The 14,349-nt window shown below is 55.6% G+C and carries 18 protein-coding genes; 8 read left to right on the top strand and 10 right to left on the bottom strand.

The annotated features are described in order from the left end of the window. The first annotated feature begins 26 nt into the window (after positions 1-26). Both M2305_RS12550 and radC read left to right on the top strand, forming a co-directional pair. Positions 27-722 carry a JAB domain-containing protein gene (locus tag M2305_RS12550; protein ID WP_211500753.1) on the top strand — a complete coding sequence of 232 codons (696 nt, stop codon included), beginning with the start codon at positions 27-29 and terminating at the stop codon, positions 720-722. Between the two features lie 79 nt (positions 723-801). Further along, on the top strand, positions 802-1,560 hold the full coding sequence (gene radC, locus M2305_RS12545; RefSeq protein ID WP_211515066.1) for a RadC family protein: 759 nt from the start codon (positions 802-804) through the stop codon (positions 1,558-1,560). A gap of 12 nt (positions 1,561-1,572) precedes the next feature. Here radC and M2305_RS12540 read toward each other — a convergent pair whose 3' ends face one another. From M2305_RS12540 to rpmE, 6 genes are all read right to left on the bottom strand, one after another. Continuing rightward, positions 1,573-2,703, bottom strand: a complete 1,131-nt coding sequence (locus M2305_RS12540; RefSeq protein ID WP_264649512.1) for a 5-(carboxyamino)imidazole ribonucleotide synthase — start codon at positions 2,701-2,703, stop codon at positions 1,573-1,575. After that, positions 2,700-3,224, bottom strand: a complete 525-nt coding sequence (gene purE / locus M2305_RS12535; protein WP_202207432.1) for a 5-(carboxyamino)imidazole ribonucleotide mutase — start codon at positions 3,222-3,224, stop codon at positions 2,700-2,702. Before purE ends, M2305_RS12540 begins: the two co-directional genes overlap by 4 nt. Next, entirely contained in the window at positions 3,224-3,424 is a 201-nt protein-coding gene (locus M2305_RS12530; protein ID WP_046901537.1) for a YdcH family protein, read from the bottom strand. The genes purE and M2305_RS12530 overlap by 1 nt, the downstream gene beginning before the upstream one ends. Before the next feature lie 160 nt (positions 3,425-3,584). Then, complete coding sequence (locus M2305_RS12525) at positions 3,585-4,169, bottom strand: DUF1013 domain-containing protein (RefSeq protein ID WP_046901536.1); 585 nt, start codon at positions 4,167-4,169, stop codon at positions 3,585-3,587. 210 nt (positions 4,170-4,379) lie between these two features. After that, complete coding sequence (locus M2305_RS12520; RefSeq protein WP_264649511.1) at positions 4,380-4,862, bottom strand: Hsp20 family protein; 483 nt, start codon at positions 4,860-4,862, stop codon at positions 4,380-4,382. 154 nt (positions 4,863-5,016) lie between these two features. Next, complete coding sequence (rpmE, locus tag M2305_RS12515; RefSeq protein ID WP_046901535.1) at positions 5,017-5,241, bottom strand: 50S ribosomal protein L31; 225 nt, start codon at positions 5,239-5,241, stop codon at positions 5,017-5,019. Between the two features lie 194 nt (positions 5,242-5,435). Between rpmE and mscL the strand changes: the two genes are divergently transcribed. Both mscL and M2305_RS12505 read left to right on the top strand, forming a co-directional pair. Then, positions 5,436-5,894 carry a large-conductance mechanosensitive channel protein MscL gene (mscL, locus tag M2305_RS12510; protein WP_099212467.1) on the top strand — a complete coding sequence of 153 codons (459 nt, stop codon included), beginning with the start codon at positions 5,436-5,438 and terminating at the stop codon, positions 5,892-5,894. Then, entirely contained in the window at positions 5,894-6,226 is a 333-nt protein-coding gene (locus M2305_RS12505; RefSeq protein WP_264649510.1) for a hypothetical protein, read from the top strand. Before mscL ends, M2305_RS12505 begins: the two co-directional genes overlap by 1 nt. Before the next feature lie 76 nt (positions 6,227-6,302). On the opposite strand, the gene secF is transcribed toward M2305_RS12505, so the two are convergent. Continuing rightward, positions 6,303-7,247 carry a protein translocase subunit SecF gene (gene secF / locus M2305_RS12500; RefSeq protein ID WP_064273272.1) on the bottom strand — a complete coding sequence of 315 codons (945 nt, stop codon included), beginning with the start codon at positions 7,245-7,247 and terminating at the stop codon, positions 6,303-6,305. 5 nt (positions 7,248-7,252) lie between these two features. Continuing rightward, complete coding sequence (gene secD, locus M2305_RS12495; protein ID WP_264649970.1) at positions 7,253-8,794, bottom strand: protein translocase subunit SecD; 1,542 nt, start codon at positions 8,792-8,794, stop codon at positions 7,253-7,255. Positions 8,795-8,945: 151 nt separating this feature from the next. Between secD and M2305_RS12490 the strand changes: the two genes are divergently transcribed. Beyond that, positions 8,946-9,941: a Gfo/Idh/MocA family protein gene (locus tag M2305_RS12490; RefSeq protein ID WP_264649969.1), complete on the top strand. Its 996-nt coding sequence runs from the start codon at positions 8,946-8,948 to the stop codon at positions 9,939-9,941. 12 nt (positions 9,942-9,953) lie between these two features. On the opposite strand, the gene M2305_RS12485 is transcribed toward M2305_RS12490, so the two are convergent. Together M2305_RS12485 and M2305_RS12480 are read right to left on the bottom strand one after the other, a co-directional pair. After that, complete coding sequence (locus tag M2305_RS12485) at positions 9,954-11,765, bottom strand: ABC-F family ATP-binding cassette domain-containing protein (RefSeq protein ID WP_264649509.1); 1,812 nt, start codon at positions 11,763-11,765, stop codon at positions 9,954-9,956. Between the two features lie 58 nt (positions 11,766-11,823). After that, complete coding sequence (locus M2305_RS12480; protein WP_264649508.1) at positions 11,824-12,555, bottom strand: response regulator; 732 nt, start codon at positions 12,553-12,555, stop codon at positions 11,824-11,826. A 232-nt stretch (positions 12,556-12,787) separates the two neighbouring features. On the opposite strand from M2305_RS12480, the gene M2305_RS12475 reads away from it, so the two are divergent. The 3 genes from M2305_RS12475 (at position 12,788) to M2305_RS12465 (ending at position 14,336) form a co-directional block, all read left to right on the top strand. Next, on the top strand, positions 12,788-13,264 hold the full coding sequence (locus tag M2305_RS12475) for a sigma-70 family RNA polymerase sigma factor (protein ID WP_249202854.1): 477 nt from the start codon (positions 12,788-12,790) through the stop codon (positions 13,262-13,264). Between the two features lie 114 nt (positions 13,265-13,378). Continuing rightward, a complete protein-coding gene (locus M2305_RS12470) occupies positions 13,379-13,954 on the top strand; it encodes a sigma-70 family RNA polymerase sigma factor (protein ID WP_046901528.1) in 576 nt (191 codons plus the stop codon). A 208-nt stretch (positions 13,955-14,162) separates the two neighbouring features. Continuing rightward, complete coding sequence (locus tag M2305_RS12465) at positions 14,163-14,336, top strand: NepR family anti-sigma factor (RefSeq protein ID WP_160298815.1); 174 nt, start codon at positions 14,163-14,165, stop codon at positions 14,334-14,336. The last annotated feature ends 13 nt before the right edge of the window (positions 14,337-14,349 follow it).

The raw sequence follows: 14,349 nt of genomic DNA, 5'->3' as shown, positions 1-14,349 counted from the left end.
CTCCCGATATAGAGTGTGATGGCCCTATGGCCAACACATCATCTCCCCGGATCGACCTAACACGCGGCACAGGCCCGCAGGGACATCGCGCCAGAATGCGAACACGCGTTGAAACCAACGGCGCAGAAACCCTTGCAGATTACGAAATTCTGGAAATGCTGCTGTTCTTGGGCATCCCGCGCAAGGATACCAAGCCGCTCGCAAAAGGCCTCATCAGCCACTTCGGAAGCCTGATTGACGTCTTCCGCGCGCCCACACAGGATTTGAGAAGCGCAGGCCTCAACGACGACACCATTCGTGCACTGAGACTGCCAGCCGTTGCGGCAGAACGACTGGCATCTGCCGAGCACCGCGAACGACCCGTTTTGGGAGATTGGCCTCAGCTGATGAAATATCTTGAGACCGCTCTGGCGGGAGCCATCCGCGGGCAATTCCGCCTTTTTTACCTGGACAATCGCAATCGTCTTTTATCCGATGAAGCAGCCCCGGAACTCGAAGATATTACCTTCCTGAATCGCGCTATCGCAATCCGCGCACTCGCCCTGCACGCCACCGCCGTCATTGGACTTCATGTTCAACCAGCTTTGAAGCCCGTCGCGCTTTCAACCGCAGCCCGAACGCTGGAAACGGCGCTCAGGCCGCTCTCGATTGTTCTGCATGACATTCTGTTAGATACGCCCAACACAGCAGTGCGCAGCTTTCGTCAGGAAGGCCTGCTGTAACTTTGCAAGGTAGCCTTTCGAGGCGTAGGCTCATATCCGTTGGCTTGATAATAACACTTGGGAAATGCCACAAAAACGCATGGACGATACCCTGGCTACCGAAGACGGATTTTCTGAAGTTCTGAACAGTGAACTGCTTCAGACCATAAAGTCCGTAGCCGTAACCATGCAGCAATCGGTCGAGCTCCCCGAACCGCCCCGGGCCTTACTGAGCGGACGAGGTCGTCATCTGGATGACAATACTCTTCTCAGAATGGTCGTCACTCTTTTCACCGGCCACGAAGCAAAAGCGGAGACCCTGAGCCCGTTACTGCTAGAGCGGTTTGGATCACTGGCGGGCATTCTGGCAGCCACAAACCGGGAATTGGCCAGCATAAAAGAGATGGGATCACACATGATCCCAATGATCCGGGTCCTGCATGAAGCTGCACTTCGCTATAATCGTGAGCGGTTACCCAAAATTGATATTCTCGATAGCGAGCAGAAGCTCCTCGACTATTTGACGGCCAGACTTGCCCGAGAGAATATCGAGCAATTCCGTATCCTTTTCCTCAATGAGAAAAACAGCCTGATCGCTGATGAAGCTCAGGCGCGCGGTACGGTCAACCATACCCCTGTGTACCCCAGGGAGGTCGCCCGCCGCGCAATCGAAATTGAAGCTGCATCCCTCATCTTGGTGCACAACCACCCAAGCGGTGATCCAACGCCCTCACAAGCCGACATTCAGATGACCCAGCAGGTTCAGGCCGCTCTGGACGTTGTGGGCGTCCAGCTCACGGATCACCTCATCATTGGAAATGGCAAACATACCAGTTTCCAGCGGCTTGGCCTGATCTAGCGCAAGCCACTCTCAGCCCCTTGGAGGCAATAATCCTTCAAGGGCCAGTTCGCCCGGCAATGCACCCCGCGGAAAGAGCGTGTTGACGTGCCCCATCTTCCGGCCCGGACGTGCTTCGTGCTTGCCATAGAGATGCAGTGATGCACCGTCCGTGGCCAGTATGGCAGGAACCCGCGCCATATCTTCCGGCCCGACAAGATTATGCATGACAGCGTCCGAATGACGGCGCGCGGGTGGAAGGAGCAGCCCCGCTACAGCCCGAATATGCATTTCAAACTGGTCGATCAGACAGGCGTCCATCGTCCAGTGCCCTGAATTGTGGGGCCGGGGAGCAATTTCATTGACCAGTAACTGACCATCAGCCGCATGGAACATCTCCACTCCCATGATGCCAACCAGCTCAAGATCCGTCGCAATGCGGATTGCAATTGCCTGAGCGCGTTCTGCAACCTCTGGCATGACGCGCGCGGGAGCAAGGGTGATGTCCAGAATACCGTCGCGATGGCGATTTTCCACTGCATCGAAACACCGTACCGTTCCGTCACTTCCGCGAACAACCATCACACTCAGCTCACGCTGAAAGTCGATCATCTTTTCCGCAACAAGCGGATACGGCAGATCCGTCAAAGCCGAGAGAGCTTCCGCATTCTCAACCCGAAACTGTCCTTTCCCGTCATAACCAAAACGGGTTGTCTTCAGGATGAGAGGGAAACCAAGCTCTCCCACACCAGAAAGATCAGCCGGTCCGGATACTTCTTTCCACGGGGCAAGCTCCACCCCGGCTTGAGCCAGCCGGGTCTTTTCCAGAACCCGATCCTGACTGATCCTGAGAATCTCGCCACCTGGACGGACGGGGCGACGTTTTTCGAGCAGTGACAGACCCTCGACGCTGATGTTCTCGAACTCGAACGTCACAACGTCACAGCGAGAAGCAAAATCTTCCAGCGCTACGGGATCATCGTAAGACCCGACCGTCGCGGAGGCTGAAACTTCAATAGCCGGGCTCGTGGCGGCCGGATTCAGGATATGAACACGATAACCAAGCTTGGCCGCAGCCATTGCTGACATGCGTCCCAACTGGCCGCCACCAATAATCCCGATTGTACTTCCAGGTGCGAAAACCTGATTATTCTGAACCGTCATTCGACAGGAATGTCCGCAACAGCTGCCGTCTGAGTACCGCGCCACGCATCAAGACGTGCAGCCAGCTCCGCATCGGCCAAAGAGAGGATGGAAGCCGCCAACAGGCCAGCATTCTTGGCCCCAGCCTTGCCAATCGCCAGCGTTCCAACAGGAACGCCACCTGGCATCTGAACGATGGACAGCAGGCTATCCTGTCCCTTCAGGGCATGACTTTCCACCGGAACACCAAGAACGGGAAGGGACGTCCACGCCGCGCACATGCCGGGCAGATGGGCAGCACCACCCGCGCCCGCGATAACGACATGCAATCCACGGCTGCGGGCCGTACGCGCATAGTCCGCAAGACGATCTGGCGTCCGGTGCGCAGAGACAATCCGACGTTCATGGGCAATTCCCAGTTCGTCCAGAATGTCACAGGCATGCCGCATGGTTTCCCAGTCAGACTGGCTCCCCATAATGACACCAACGCGCACAGCGTCTTCTGCTTGAATGGTCTCGCTCGGAGAAAGGATCTGGCTCATCAGGCAATGTTATCCGGAATCAGACGGGTCTCGATCCAGGAAATCTCGTCTTTTAGCTGCAGCTTGCGTTTTTTGAGACGCAGGATCTGGAGCTGATTGAGGGGATGGTCCACCAGGCGCTCAATAACCGTATCAAGATCGCGATGCTCGCTCCGGAGTTCGTGGAGGCGGCGGAGCATGGCATTGTTATCGGTCATCATTGCTATCGGTCCCGGAACTCTGTCACGGCATGATGACGAACAGAATTCATTCCGTCCATCGTCATGAATCCATATCACGGCTGAGGCGGCCTAAACCAGTCAGGCCCGCACCAATAAAAAAGGATGCAGCTTCGTGAAAAGCTACATCCTTGATCTCAGCTCAGTGAGCGCTGTCTTCATGAGCGTCGTAAGCACTCACCACAGGAAGCGTCTGTCCCTCACGGGCAAGACGGTCGTTGGCGGCCGAGACCGCTGCGTTCAGATCCATCTGAGTGCAAAGACCGAGAATGACCGGATCGCGCGGCTTGATGTTCGCACTATTCCAATGCTGGCGGTCACGCACCTTGATGATGGTGTCCTTCGTCGTGCCCAGAAGCTTTACGATCTGAGCTTCCGTCAGATGCGGGAACTGACGAAGAACAAACGCAATGGCGTCAGGGCGGTCATTGCGCTTTGCAACAGGCGTATAACGCGCGCCCTTGGCGCGACGCTTCACCGGGCTGCCAGATGACAGGATCTTCAGCTTGGAATCCGGGTTCGCTTCACAGCGCTTGATCTCGGCGTCAGACAGCTGATGATTTTTGACCGGATCGTAGCCGTTGATTCCGGCTGCAACTTCACCATCAGCAATTGCCTGAACTTCAAGCGGATGCATGCCACAGAATTCAGCAATTTGAGTAAAGGTCAGGCCGGTTTTCTCGATTAGCCAGACGGCCGTGGCCTTGGGCATCAAAGGCAGGGTCATGTCAGTGCGTTCCTTTTGGGGCGCTAAGGGGCCGGCGAGAGCGCAGGCACCGATTGGCGTACCCGGAGAGGAACGAAAGGCCGCTCGGGATATGATCGCGGCACCTGCTGGATGCACGGCGATAATGAGAAACGGTATGGGGCACCATCACACATCTGGTCAAGGTCGAAACGGCAGGGCAAATCCAAAAACCGCCCTGCCGATCCTCCGTCATGCAGCGTGCTGCGTGCCAGCGTATGTGGAGGCCGCTACGTTCTGATGAGCAGGAACACTATTTCCTGTGACGATCGGAATACGGCGCGGCCGGACAGCTTCAGGAACAACCTGCCGCACTACGATGGTCAACAAACCATTCTGAAGCTCGGCCTGATCAATTTCTGTGTGATCGGCAAGCACGAAGCGCCGCTCAAAAGCTCTCGTCGCAATGCCGCGATGAAGCCACTCACGATCCCGGGTATTATCGGGAACGCTGCCTCGAATGACAAGCGTATTGTCTTCCTGGAGAACCTCAACATCATCCGGGCCAAAACCTGCAAGGGCCATGGTCAGGGCGTAGTCTGTCTCGGCAGTTTTTTCGATATTGTAGGGGGGGTAGCTCGGCATAGCCTGAGCATTGGCAGCGTTGCCAGCCATACGGGCAAGGCGATCAAAGCCAATTGCGCTGCGGAACAGCGGCGTAAAATCGTATGTCATGAAAACCTCCTCAAGGCAGGGCTCATCTGATGCAATCCCCAATTGGCAGACTGCGCTTGGTTTACCGGCCATGACCCCGAAGGCATCATGACCGATATTCCAGATGGTACCTGTCCTGCGCCCCTTCAAGAGGGGAGCGTGGAGGCAGACAAGCTTACTTGCGGGTACCGATACCAGCGAAGCGCTTGTTGAACTTGGCAACCTGGCCTCCGGTGTCGAGCATACGCTGCACGCCAGTCCAGGCCGGATGGGACTTCGGATCAACGTCGAGACGCAGCGTAGCACCAGGCTGACCATAGCAGGAGCGGGTCTTGTACTCGGTGCCATCGGTCATGATGACGTTGATTTCGTGGTAGTCGGGATGAATGCCGGATTTCATGAATTCTCTACTCCAGGAAAAAAGCTCCGATACCGACCGGAGCGAATCATGAGGCGCGTATAACGGAAACCGCTCAAGGATGAAAGCACACTTTACGGGATCGCATGAGTCCGTTTATCCCTTGGGCGATGCAGGTAGCGCTTTTCCGGCCTGCAACCGCAGTGATGCGGGTTCCCCCAAGAGAGGTTCGAAATATGAGCGAAACGAAACATGCCCTGCATACTCCGGGCTGGCTGAGCGACTTCCAGAAATTCATTATGCGCGGAAACGTGCTGGATCTCGCCGTCGGTGTCATCATCGGTGCGGCCTTCACCACGATTGTGAACAGCGCCGTCAAAGACGTCCTGACGCCTTTCATCGGCCTCCTGACAGGTGGTGTGGATTTCTCTAACCTCTTCATCACCCTGAAGGGCCCGGTCAAGGATACACTTGCAGAAGCACAGAAGGCCGGTGCGGTTACCGTCAATCTTGGTGTTTTCCTGAATGCTGTCATTCAGTTCCTGATCGTGGCATTCTTCATTTTCTGGGTTGTGCGCCTCATCGGCAAGCTTCACCGCAAGGAAGAGGCTGCACCAGCAGCGCCGCCAGCACCAACCAAGGAAGAAGTTCTCCTGACAGAGATCCGCGACATTCTGGCCACCAAGGCTTCCTGATGTCACGGCAGGCTCCTTTCGGAGCAACCTTCACCCGCAAACTGACAGGTTTTGTTTTGGTGGGGAGCCTGCTCTGTGGATGCGTGGCACGTCCTTTCGAAGGCGTGCCACCATCTCCGAATGCCAGACTTTATGCGTATCTGATTGCCCATGGCATGGCACGAGGGGCGTTAATGAGGGGAAAAGTTACCCCTCAGAATGTTCAAAAGCTCATAAGCCTCGACCATGATGCTCAAAAAGCAGTTCTGAACGCTACAAGGCTTCAGACATCATCGAAAAATCGTCAGGCAGACGCCGCAATCGCAGCATTTCTGACCAGCTTCGATAGCTAGACATTCCGCCTCACGGCACAAAAAAACCGGCTCTAACTGAGCCGGTTTTTTTGTGCCTGATAAAGTCTTCAGAGCATCATTCCGTATCGGAAGAAGGAGTTTTCCGAAGTCGCTTTTCACCCATCAAAAGCAGCAGGGGAGCAGCGATGAAGATGGAAGACGATGTTCCAACAACGATACCGAACAGCATGACCGTTGCGAACCCGGTCAGCGTGCTGCCACCAAACAAAGCCAGCGGCAGGGCCGCCAGAAAGACGGTCATGGAGGTGCCGAGCGTACGATTCAGGGTCTCATTAATGGAGAGATCCAGAAGCTCCCGCAGCGGCATCGTACGGTATTTGCGAAGATTCTCACGGATACGATCATAAACAACCACCTTGTCGTTGGTGGAATATCCAAGGATCGTCAGCAATGCGGCAACCATCACCAGATCAAACTCAAAACGCGTAATGGCGAGGAAGCCCACGGTTTTCGTCAGATCCAGAATAAGTGTCACCACAGCACTGATGGCGAACTCACGCTCAAAGCGGATCCAGATGTAAGCCAGAATCATGGCCAGACTGAAACCGAGCGCCAGCAGGCCATCCCGGAAAAGCTCGGAAGATACCGAAGCCCCCACAGCATCAGCCCGCAGAACCTGCGTACCGGGTTCGGCCGCTGAGATGGCGGTCTTTACGCCATCGACAAGCTTCTGTGTCTGCGCTTCACGATCCGCACCTTCCGGCGCATTGATCGAGATGCGGACATCCCGCGGAGAACCGAAGGCCTGAACAGCATCCGGATGAATGCCGGCCTTTTCCAAAGCAGAGCGCAGCTTGCCAAAATCTGCGGCTCCCGGCGTCTGGGCTTCGACGATGATACCACCCCGAAAATCGAGGCCGAGTTTCAGGCCCGGCTCGAAAAACAGGATGACAGAAGCAATGGAGAGAACCGCCGAAACGATAAGCCCCATATGACGGCCGCGCATGAAGTTGATGCGCCGATCGTCACGGACAAAACGGAGAAGGGGACGTGACAGCATGACGTTCAGACCGGCAGTTCTTTAGGACGGGCAAGGGCATACCACCGCACGACAAGGAAGCGTGACAGCAGCAGGGTCGTGAAGAGGGTCGTCACGATGCCGATGGTAATCGTCAGGGCGAAGTTCCGCACGGGACCCGTGCCGAACACGAACAGCATGACATGCGCGAGAAACGCCGTCGCATTACTGTCAACGATTGTGCTGGTTGCGCGCTCGAAGCCAGCTTGCAGTGCCTGCAGCGGCGCACGCCCGCGCTTCACTTCTTCTCGGATGCGCTCATTGATGAGGATATTGGCATCCACAGCCATACCAAGCGTCAACAGCATACCCGCCATACCTGGTAGCGTCAGCGTCGCCTGGAAAAGAGACAGGATCGCTACCATCAGGATCAGGTTGGCGAACAGCGCAATATCCGCATACAGGCCGAAGCGACCGTAGAAGAGCACCATGAACACCACGACCAGGACAAATCCGGCCGCAAGGCTAAGAATGCCAGCATGGATGGACGCAGCGCCAAGGCTCGGACCAATCGTGCGCTGCTCAATAACAGCCAACGGAGCGGGCAGAGCACCAGCACGCAGCAGTAGCGCAAGATCGGACGCACTGTGGGCATCAAAGCCACCTGTGATCTGACCACTCCCTGCCGTAATCGGATTAATAATGTTCGGCGCTTCGATAACCTTGTTATCAAGCACGATCGCAAACCGCTTACCCACATTAGCGCGGGTCGTATTGGCAAAAGCCGTTGCACCAGCGCTATTGAGCTGGAACGTCACGGCCCAGCCACCGCTTTGCTGATCGATCACCGCACCGGCGTTCGTCAGATCCGTACCGTCAACATCTACATGATCCTGTACGGCAACCTGAGAATGGGTGCTGATGTCTTCCAGCATCGCCGAACCGGGGCTGGCAACACTTGGGTTTGGCGCCAGCAGACGGAACGTCAGACGGGCAGTTGTTCCCAGAAGCGTTTTGATCCGCTCTGGATCACTGACACCTGGCAGCTCCACCACGATCCGGTCATCTCCCTCACGGGCGATACTCGGATCAATCGCACCCGTAGCATCAATACGGCGGCGAACGATCTCAATGGACTGGGCAACAGCGTCCCGGGCACGCGCCAACATAGCATCATGCTGAAGCGTAAGCACAATACGACCGTTGGCCTCAGTGACATGAAATTCATCATGCACAACGACAGGAAGATCCTGCATCGTCTTCAAGGCAACAGCGCGCTCCGCATCTGAGCGTGGCTCAAAGCTCAGGCTGGCCGTCTGATCATCCTTCTGGAAGTCACGGTAACCGAGAGACTTGTCCAAAAGGGTCTGACGTGCCTGATCCTGCAAGGATTGCAGGCGGTCATGCTCCAGGGACTTCAGGTCAAGCTGCAGCAGCAGATATGAACCACCACGGAGATCAAGGCCAAGGTGGATCTGCCGCCAGGGCAGGGACTGCGTGGGGGCACGCATGAAATTGGGCAGACAGAACAGGAGGCCGATCAGGCAGATGCCTGCGACGCCCAGCAGTCTGAGCCGGCTATAATACATCATAACGGGTCGAGATGTCCTCGGCGGGTTTGGACGGTTCGAGTTTCTTGCGCGGGACCATGCCGCTTCCGCAATGCCGATGCAACCTTTCACCAACATTCCGCCCCTAACGGCTTTGCGAAGCCGTGATGGACTGGTAATCCTGTCACTCATGAACACTCGGCGACAGCTTCGGGTCGGCATCGTCGGTGCCGGTCACTTCGGGCGATTTCACGCCCTCAAATCAGCCGCAAATCCGGCTGAAAATCTGGTGGCGCTTTTCGACCCTGATCCGGCACGTGCGGCAACGGTCGCTCGCGAGGCACGTTGTGCCGTTGCAGAAACTTACGAGGCCCTGCTGAATTCGGTCGAGGCTGTGATTATTGCGGCTCCAGCCGAACATCATTTCCGACTTGCCAGCGAAGCCCTTAACGCGGACCGTCATGTTCTCGTTGAGAAGCCGATCGCAGCCACTTTGGATGAAGCTCGCAATCTGGCGGATCTCGCATCCCGGACGGGCAAAGTTCTTCAGGTGGGCCATCTGCTGCGTTACTCCGCAGAGCACAGAGCAATCACAGAGCGCATCGACAGGCCGCTCTATATTGAAGCCACACGCATCGCGCCTTTCAAGCCGAGAGGGACAGATGTGTCTGTCATTCTGGACCTGATGATCCATGACCTGGATCTGGTTCTTGCAATCGTAGACAGCCCGATCACGGACATCGATGCCATTGGCGCAGCCGTTTCAAGCGAACACGAGGACATCGCGAATGCGCGGGTCCGATTTGAGAACGGATGCGTCGCCACAATCACGGCGAGCAGAATTTCCCTTAAAACAGAACGCCGTATGAGACTTTTCTCACAGAAAGGCTACCTGTCAGCAGACTTCATGGAGCGCAAACTCAGCTTCATTGGCAGAGAACGTGGCCTCCCTCTACCGGTAACTGGAGGCTTCAAACGCGAAGCCATCAGTTGGCATGACCACGACAACCTTGCCGTAGAGCACGAAGCTTTTGCTGAATCATGCCTTAACGGTGCACCAGTGCTGGTTGATGCCCAAGCTGGAATCCGAGCGCTCGATGCAGCAATCCGCGTCACCGAAAGCATCCATGCGTCTCGCAAGGCAATGGAGCTCTCAGGCCTTATCCCGGTATCAGATAAGGCCTGAAAACCTTATTTTTTACTGGCTTTCCAGCTCTTCTTTTTTGGCTTCCAGTTCAAGCCATTGCTCTTCGGCTTCACTCAACTCGCGCTCTGCCGCCTGAAGCGCATCACTGATCTTGGTGAATTTTGCTGGGTCCTTGCTGTAAAGCACGGGGTCAGACAATGCCTCGCGATACGTGACAATAGCCTTTTCCAGCTTAGTCATTTTGCCAGGAAGAAGGTCAAGGGTCCGCTTGTCATTATAACTAAGCTTCGTCTGCTTCTTTTCTGATTTTACAGTGTTTTTTGATGCAAGGTCATTCTCACCCCGATCTTCTGAATGACGCTCAACAGGGGCTTCACCGCGCCTCTGAACCAGCATGTCCGAATAGCCACCGGCGTACTCGATCCACTGTCCATCCCCCTCGGATACGAGAACAGAGCCCGCTACACGATCAAGAAAATCACGATCATGGCTGACCAGAAGAACGGTACCCGCGTAATCTGCAAGCATCTCCTGCAATAGATCCAACGTTTCCAGATCAAGGTCATTGGTGGGCTCATCCAGCACCATCAAGCTGGATGGCTTGGCCAGCGCGCACGCAAGAGCAAGACGCCCGCGCTCACCACCAGATAATTTTCCAACGGGCGTACGTGCCTGTTCCGGACGGAACATGAAGTCCTTCATATATCCGATAACGTGACGCTTCTCATTCCCGACCTGAACCATATCCCCACTGCCACCTGTAAGGGTGTCAGAAAGGCTTTTGGTCGGGTCCAGACTTTCACGCTGCTGGTCCAGCGTCACCATCGCAACAGACGGTCCGATATAAACAGATCCTTCCTGCGGGGGCATGCGACCGGTCAGAAGACGAATAAGAGTGGTCTTTCCCGCACCATTGGCGCCAACCAACCCCAAACGGTCTCCGCGCAGAATCTTGAGATCGAGATTTTTTACAATCGTGCGATCCCCATACGCCCACCCCAGGCTTTCCGTACCGATCGTAATCTTGCCGCCGCCATCTGCTTCTGTCGCAGACATGCGTAGCGTGCTGGTGCCGCGCGCGGAGATTTCTCGACGGTTATTCCTCAAGGACGCCAGTTCAGCGACACGCCGGACATTACGCTTCCGGCGTGCTGTCACGCCATAACGCATCCAGTCCTCTTCCCGAGCGATCTGACGATCCAGCTTGTGAGCATCACGTTCTTCCTGCTCCAGCACTTCGTCCCGCCAAGTCTCATAGCGCGAAAAGCCTTGGTCCAGACGCCGCGTCTTGCCCTGCTCAAGCCAAACCACACTTCGGGATAACGTCTCAAGAAGGCGTCGATCATGGCTGATGACAATCATGGCGCAACGCGATGCAGCCAGCTCTTTTTCCAGCCAGGTAATCGTCGGAAGATCCAGATGGTTTGTCGGCTCGTCCAGCAGCAGAAGATCTGGCTCCGCAGCCAAGGCGCGGGCGAGGGCGCAGCGGCGGACCTCGCCGCCAGATAGCCGTTCGCACCCTTCGTCACCCGTCATGCCAAGTTCAGCGAGCATGGATCGGGCCCGATAGTGCTCCGTCTCATCCAGCCCATCTGCGACATAATCGAAGGTGGAGGAATAGGCCGTCAGATCAGGCTCCTGCGCAAGGTAGTGCACCTTGACGCCCGGCTGAACAAACCGGGTCCCGTCGTCAGCAACAATGTCCCCAGCCGCTATTTTGAGGAGTGTAGACTTACCGGAGCCATTCCGCCCCACAAGGCAGATGCGTTCGCCCGGAAGAACGCCGAGCTCGGCGCCATCAAGGAGCGGGCGTCCGCCAAGAGTGTAAGTAATATTCTGAAGAAGAAGAATGGGTGCCGACATATCCCCTATGTGTCGCAGGGAACGTTTGCCCGCAAGGCACCCAAAGACGGATTTTCTCTCAGACGGATTTTATGCCACCCGTTACGGCCTGATAGGTCGCTACAGCCAGTGCCATCGGCTCGAATGGTTTCGTAATCACGAAGGAAGGCTCATGCGCTTCTCCGGTCAATAAACGCTCCGGATAAGCCGTGACGAAAATCACAGGCGTTTCATGTGTTTTCAGAATACGCCCGACAGCATGCATTCCATCGCCGCCGCCACCAAGATTGATATCAGCCAGAATAAGGCCTGGCTTCGTCTCGGCAGCCAGCTTCACGGCGTCAGCCTCCGTATAAGCAACGCCTGCGATTTTATGGCCACAGCGCTCCACCAGATCCTGAATATCCATGGCAATGATCGGCTCATCTTCAATGATAAGAACCGTCGTTTGCGCAATGCCCTGAAGAGCCTGCCGAGCCACAGCCAGATTTGTAGCAGCATCCTCTTCAGAAATGGAGAGAGCCCGAGCCGCCGACGCCAGCGACTGCTCCTCAAGCGAGGTCAGGAGCATGAGAGCTCTTTGAACAAGAGTCATGTCTGGCCGATCAGCATTCTCCTTCGAGAACTCCTGCACGAGCTTGCCGTATAGTGCCAGCCGGGGAGGGAGATCTGATTTCTCTGCTGCCAGAAAATCCTTCAGGGCACCGGCTACCAACCGGTCTCCCTGCGCCTGATCTCCAGCCAGGGCACGGGCAAAACGGCGAGCATAGGGTAGCGCCGCAATGAGTTCGTGACGTGACGTGTCAGCCATGGATCCTCAGCCTCTTGATATTGGACAGCCGCGCGGAAACCTTATGAAGGACTATCCGTTTGTGGCGATTGAATAATCATGACACGAGCGACCGGATACGCCTAGTGTCTGTCTGCATCCGCAGACTTCACCTTCCTGAAAGGACCTCCCTCTGACGGCACCTGTTTCCGAGCCTGAAACGGCTCCACAGGAGAAAAGAGGCGTTTCCTTTCATCAGGAACTCCTGAAGACGTTGCCAGACCTCCGTGGTTTCGCACGGTTCCTGACACGTGATGCCGTCGCAGCAGACGATCTCGTGCAGGACACAGTTGTGCGCGCACTCGCTGCGCAAACACAGTTCCAGGCAGGAACTACGCTCAAAGCCTGGCTGTTCACGATTCAGAGAAATGCCTTCTACGAGCAGCGTAGACGATCTTCCCGTGAACAGGAGATCATGCAGAACGTAGAAATGGACATGCCCCTGTCGACCGAAATTCCCTCCATGCAAAGTGCCCGAGATGCCGTAACGGATCTCGGAGAGCTTATCTGGAAACTTCCGGACCTTCTGCGCGAAGCTATCATCCTCGTGGGCGCACAGGAGCTGTCTTATGAAGAAGCCGCCTGCATCTGCAATGTTCCATCGGGAACCATGAAAGCGCGCGTCTCACGAGCAAGAAGCCAGCTTTCCATGTTGGCCGAAGGAAAAAATCATCAGGAAATGACACTCTAACCAACTGACAAATAATAATTTTTAAAAAATATCAAAAAAATTCCCTTCTGATGCAACGATCCTGGAACCCCGTTCATTGATCCCATGAAACAGGACGAAACCAGGAGTACTCCCATGACGTTCCATGATCAGGTCATCGCCATCCTACCGAAGCTGCGTGTGCAGGCCCTGTCCCTGACGCGCAACCGCGCTGCTGCGGAGGACCTTGTTCAGGACGCTGTGTGCAATGCTCTAGCCGCCCAGAACAGCTTCATTCCCGGCACGAATTTCTCAGCGTGGATGCATCGTATCCTGCGTAACCGCTTCATCTCTGATCTGCGCAAGCGTCGTGAGACGACCGACATTGACGATGTGCCAGCATCAACATTCGCAAGCCCGGCAACACATGAAGATCGCCTCGCTTTGAAGGACCTGTCGCTGGCACTCTCTCGCTTGCCGGCTGACCAGCGCGAGGCACTCGTTATGGTCGTTATTCAGGGCATGAGCTACGAAGCTCTGGCTGAAGCAACTGACTGCGCTGTTGGTACAGCTAAAAGCCGCGTTTTCCGCGCTCGCCGCCAGCTTGAAGCATGGATGACAGGCGATATGCCGAGCAACGACAAGTTGCGCGTGAAGGTGAAGGCCCTGCGTGATGCTATCGATGTGCGCCATCGTGCCGGACAGTCAGCAGACGATCTGCTTTTCTCGTAAGCCTGGATTGAACTTTTAGCCTCTCGGAAACGTTCGTATTTCGCCCATTTCGGAATTGAAGCGATTGCGGTAACTGAGCCGTTTTTGTAAACAGTTCTTTACCGCCGTGCAGGCCTGTAGCTTTCGAACAGCCTCAGAACCACACGGCGATCTGCAGGGAGCAGAGGCGATTATTCTGCGTTGTCACAGAGAGGCTCAGGACTAGACAATGACCGGAGGAGACAAGTCCCAATCCTCATCCGGAAAATCCAAAGGCGATGATCAGGATTCTCCCTTTGGTATCTGGCTGAGTCGCGGACTTCATCAGCTCTTTGACGATGTTGCGAGCGAACCTATCCCTGAAGAGCTTTTAAAGCTGATCGAAGAAGACCGGAAAAAGTGATTGCACAGGAAAC

The organism is Gluconobacter cerinus (assembly GCF_025961355.1).
Taxonomy (GTDB): Bacteria; Pseudomonadota; Alphaproteobacteria; order Acetobacterales; family Acetobacteraceae; genus Gluconobacter; species Gluconobacter cerinus.
The sequence above is the reverse complement of the archived record's forward strand: the minus strand, read 5'-3'. Positions and strand labels throughout refer to the sequence as shown.

Excerpts from the sequence above, each read along its gene's own strand:
- M2305_RS12550 (WP_211500753.1), top strand. The coding sequence starts at position 27 with ATGGCCAACACATCATCTCCCCGGATCGACCTAACACGCGGCACAGGC.
- radC (WP_211515066.1), top strand. The coding sequence starts at position 802 with ATGGACGATACCCTGGCTACCGAAGACGGATTTTCTGAAGTTCTGAAC.
- M2305_RS12540 (WP_264649512.1), bottom strand. The coding sequence starts at position 2,703 with ATGACGGTTCAGAATAATCAGGTTTTCGCACCTGGAAGTACAATCGGG.
- purE (WP_202207432.1), bottom strand. The coding sequence starts at position 3,224 with ATGAGCCAGATCCTTTCTCCGAGCGAGACCATTCAAGCAGAAGACGCT.
- M2305_RS12530 (WP_046901537.1), bottom strand. The coding sequence starts at position 3,424 with ATGATGACCGATAACAATGCCATGCTCCGCCGCCTCCACGAACTCCGG.
- M2305_RS12525 (WP_046901536.1), bottom strand. The coding sequence starts at position 4,169 with ATGACCCTGCCTTTGATGCCCAAGGCCACGGCCGTCTGGCTAATCGAG.
- M2305_RS12520 (WP_264649511.1), bottom strand. The coding sequence starts at position 4,862 with ATGACATACGATTTTACGCCGCTGTTCCGCAGCGCAATTGGCTTTGAT.
- rpmE (WP_046901535.1), bottom strand. The coding sequence starts at position 5,241 with ATGAAATCCGGCATTCATCCCGACTACCACGAAATCAACGTCATCATG.
- mscL (WP_099212467.1), top strand. The coding sequence starts at position 5,436 with ATGAGCGAAACGAAACATGCCCTGCATACTCCGGGCTGGCTGAGCGAC.
- M2305_RS12505 (WP_264649510.1), top strand. The coding sequence starts at position 5,894 with ATGTCACGGCAGGCTCCTTTCGGAGCAACCTTCACCCGCAAACTGACA.
- secF (WP_064273272.1), bottom strand. The coding sequence starts at position 7,247 with ATGCTGTCACGTCCCCTTCTCCGTTTTGTCCGTGACGATCGGCGCATC.
- secD (WP_264649970.1), bottom strand. The coding sequence starts at position 8,794 with ATGTATTATAGCCGGCTCAGACTGCTGGGCGTCGCAGGCATCTGCCTG.
- M2305_RS12490 (WP_264649969.1), top strand. The coding sequence starts at position 8,946 with ATGAACACTCGGCGACAGCTTCGGGTCGGCATCGTCGGTGCCGGTCAC.
- M2305_RS12485 (WP_264649509.1), bottom strand. The coding sequence starts at position 11,765 with ATGTCGGCACCCATTCTTCTTCTTCAGAATATTACTTACACTCTTGGC.
- M2305_RS12480 (WP_264649508.1), bottom strand. The coding sequence starts at position 12,555 with ATGGCTGACACGTCACGTCACGAACTCATTGCGGCGCTACCCTATGCT.
- M2305_RS12470 (WP_046901528.1), top strand. The coding sequence starts at position 13,379 with ATGACGTTCCATGATCAGGTCATCGCCATCCTACCGAAGCTGCGTGTG.
- M2305_RS12465 (WP_160298815.1), top strand. The coding sequence starts at position 14,163 with ATGACCGGAGGAGACAAGTCCCAATCCTCATCCGGAAAATCCAAAGGC.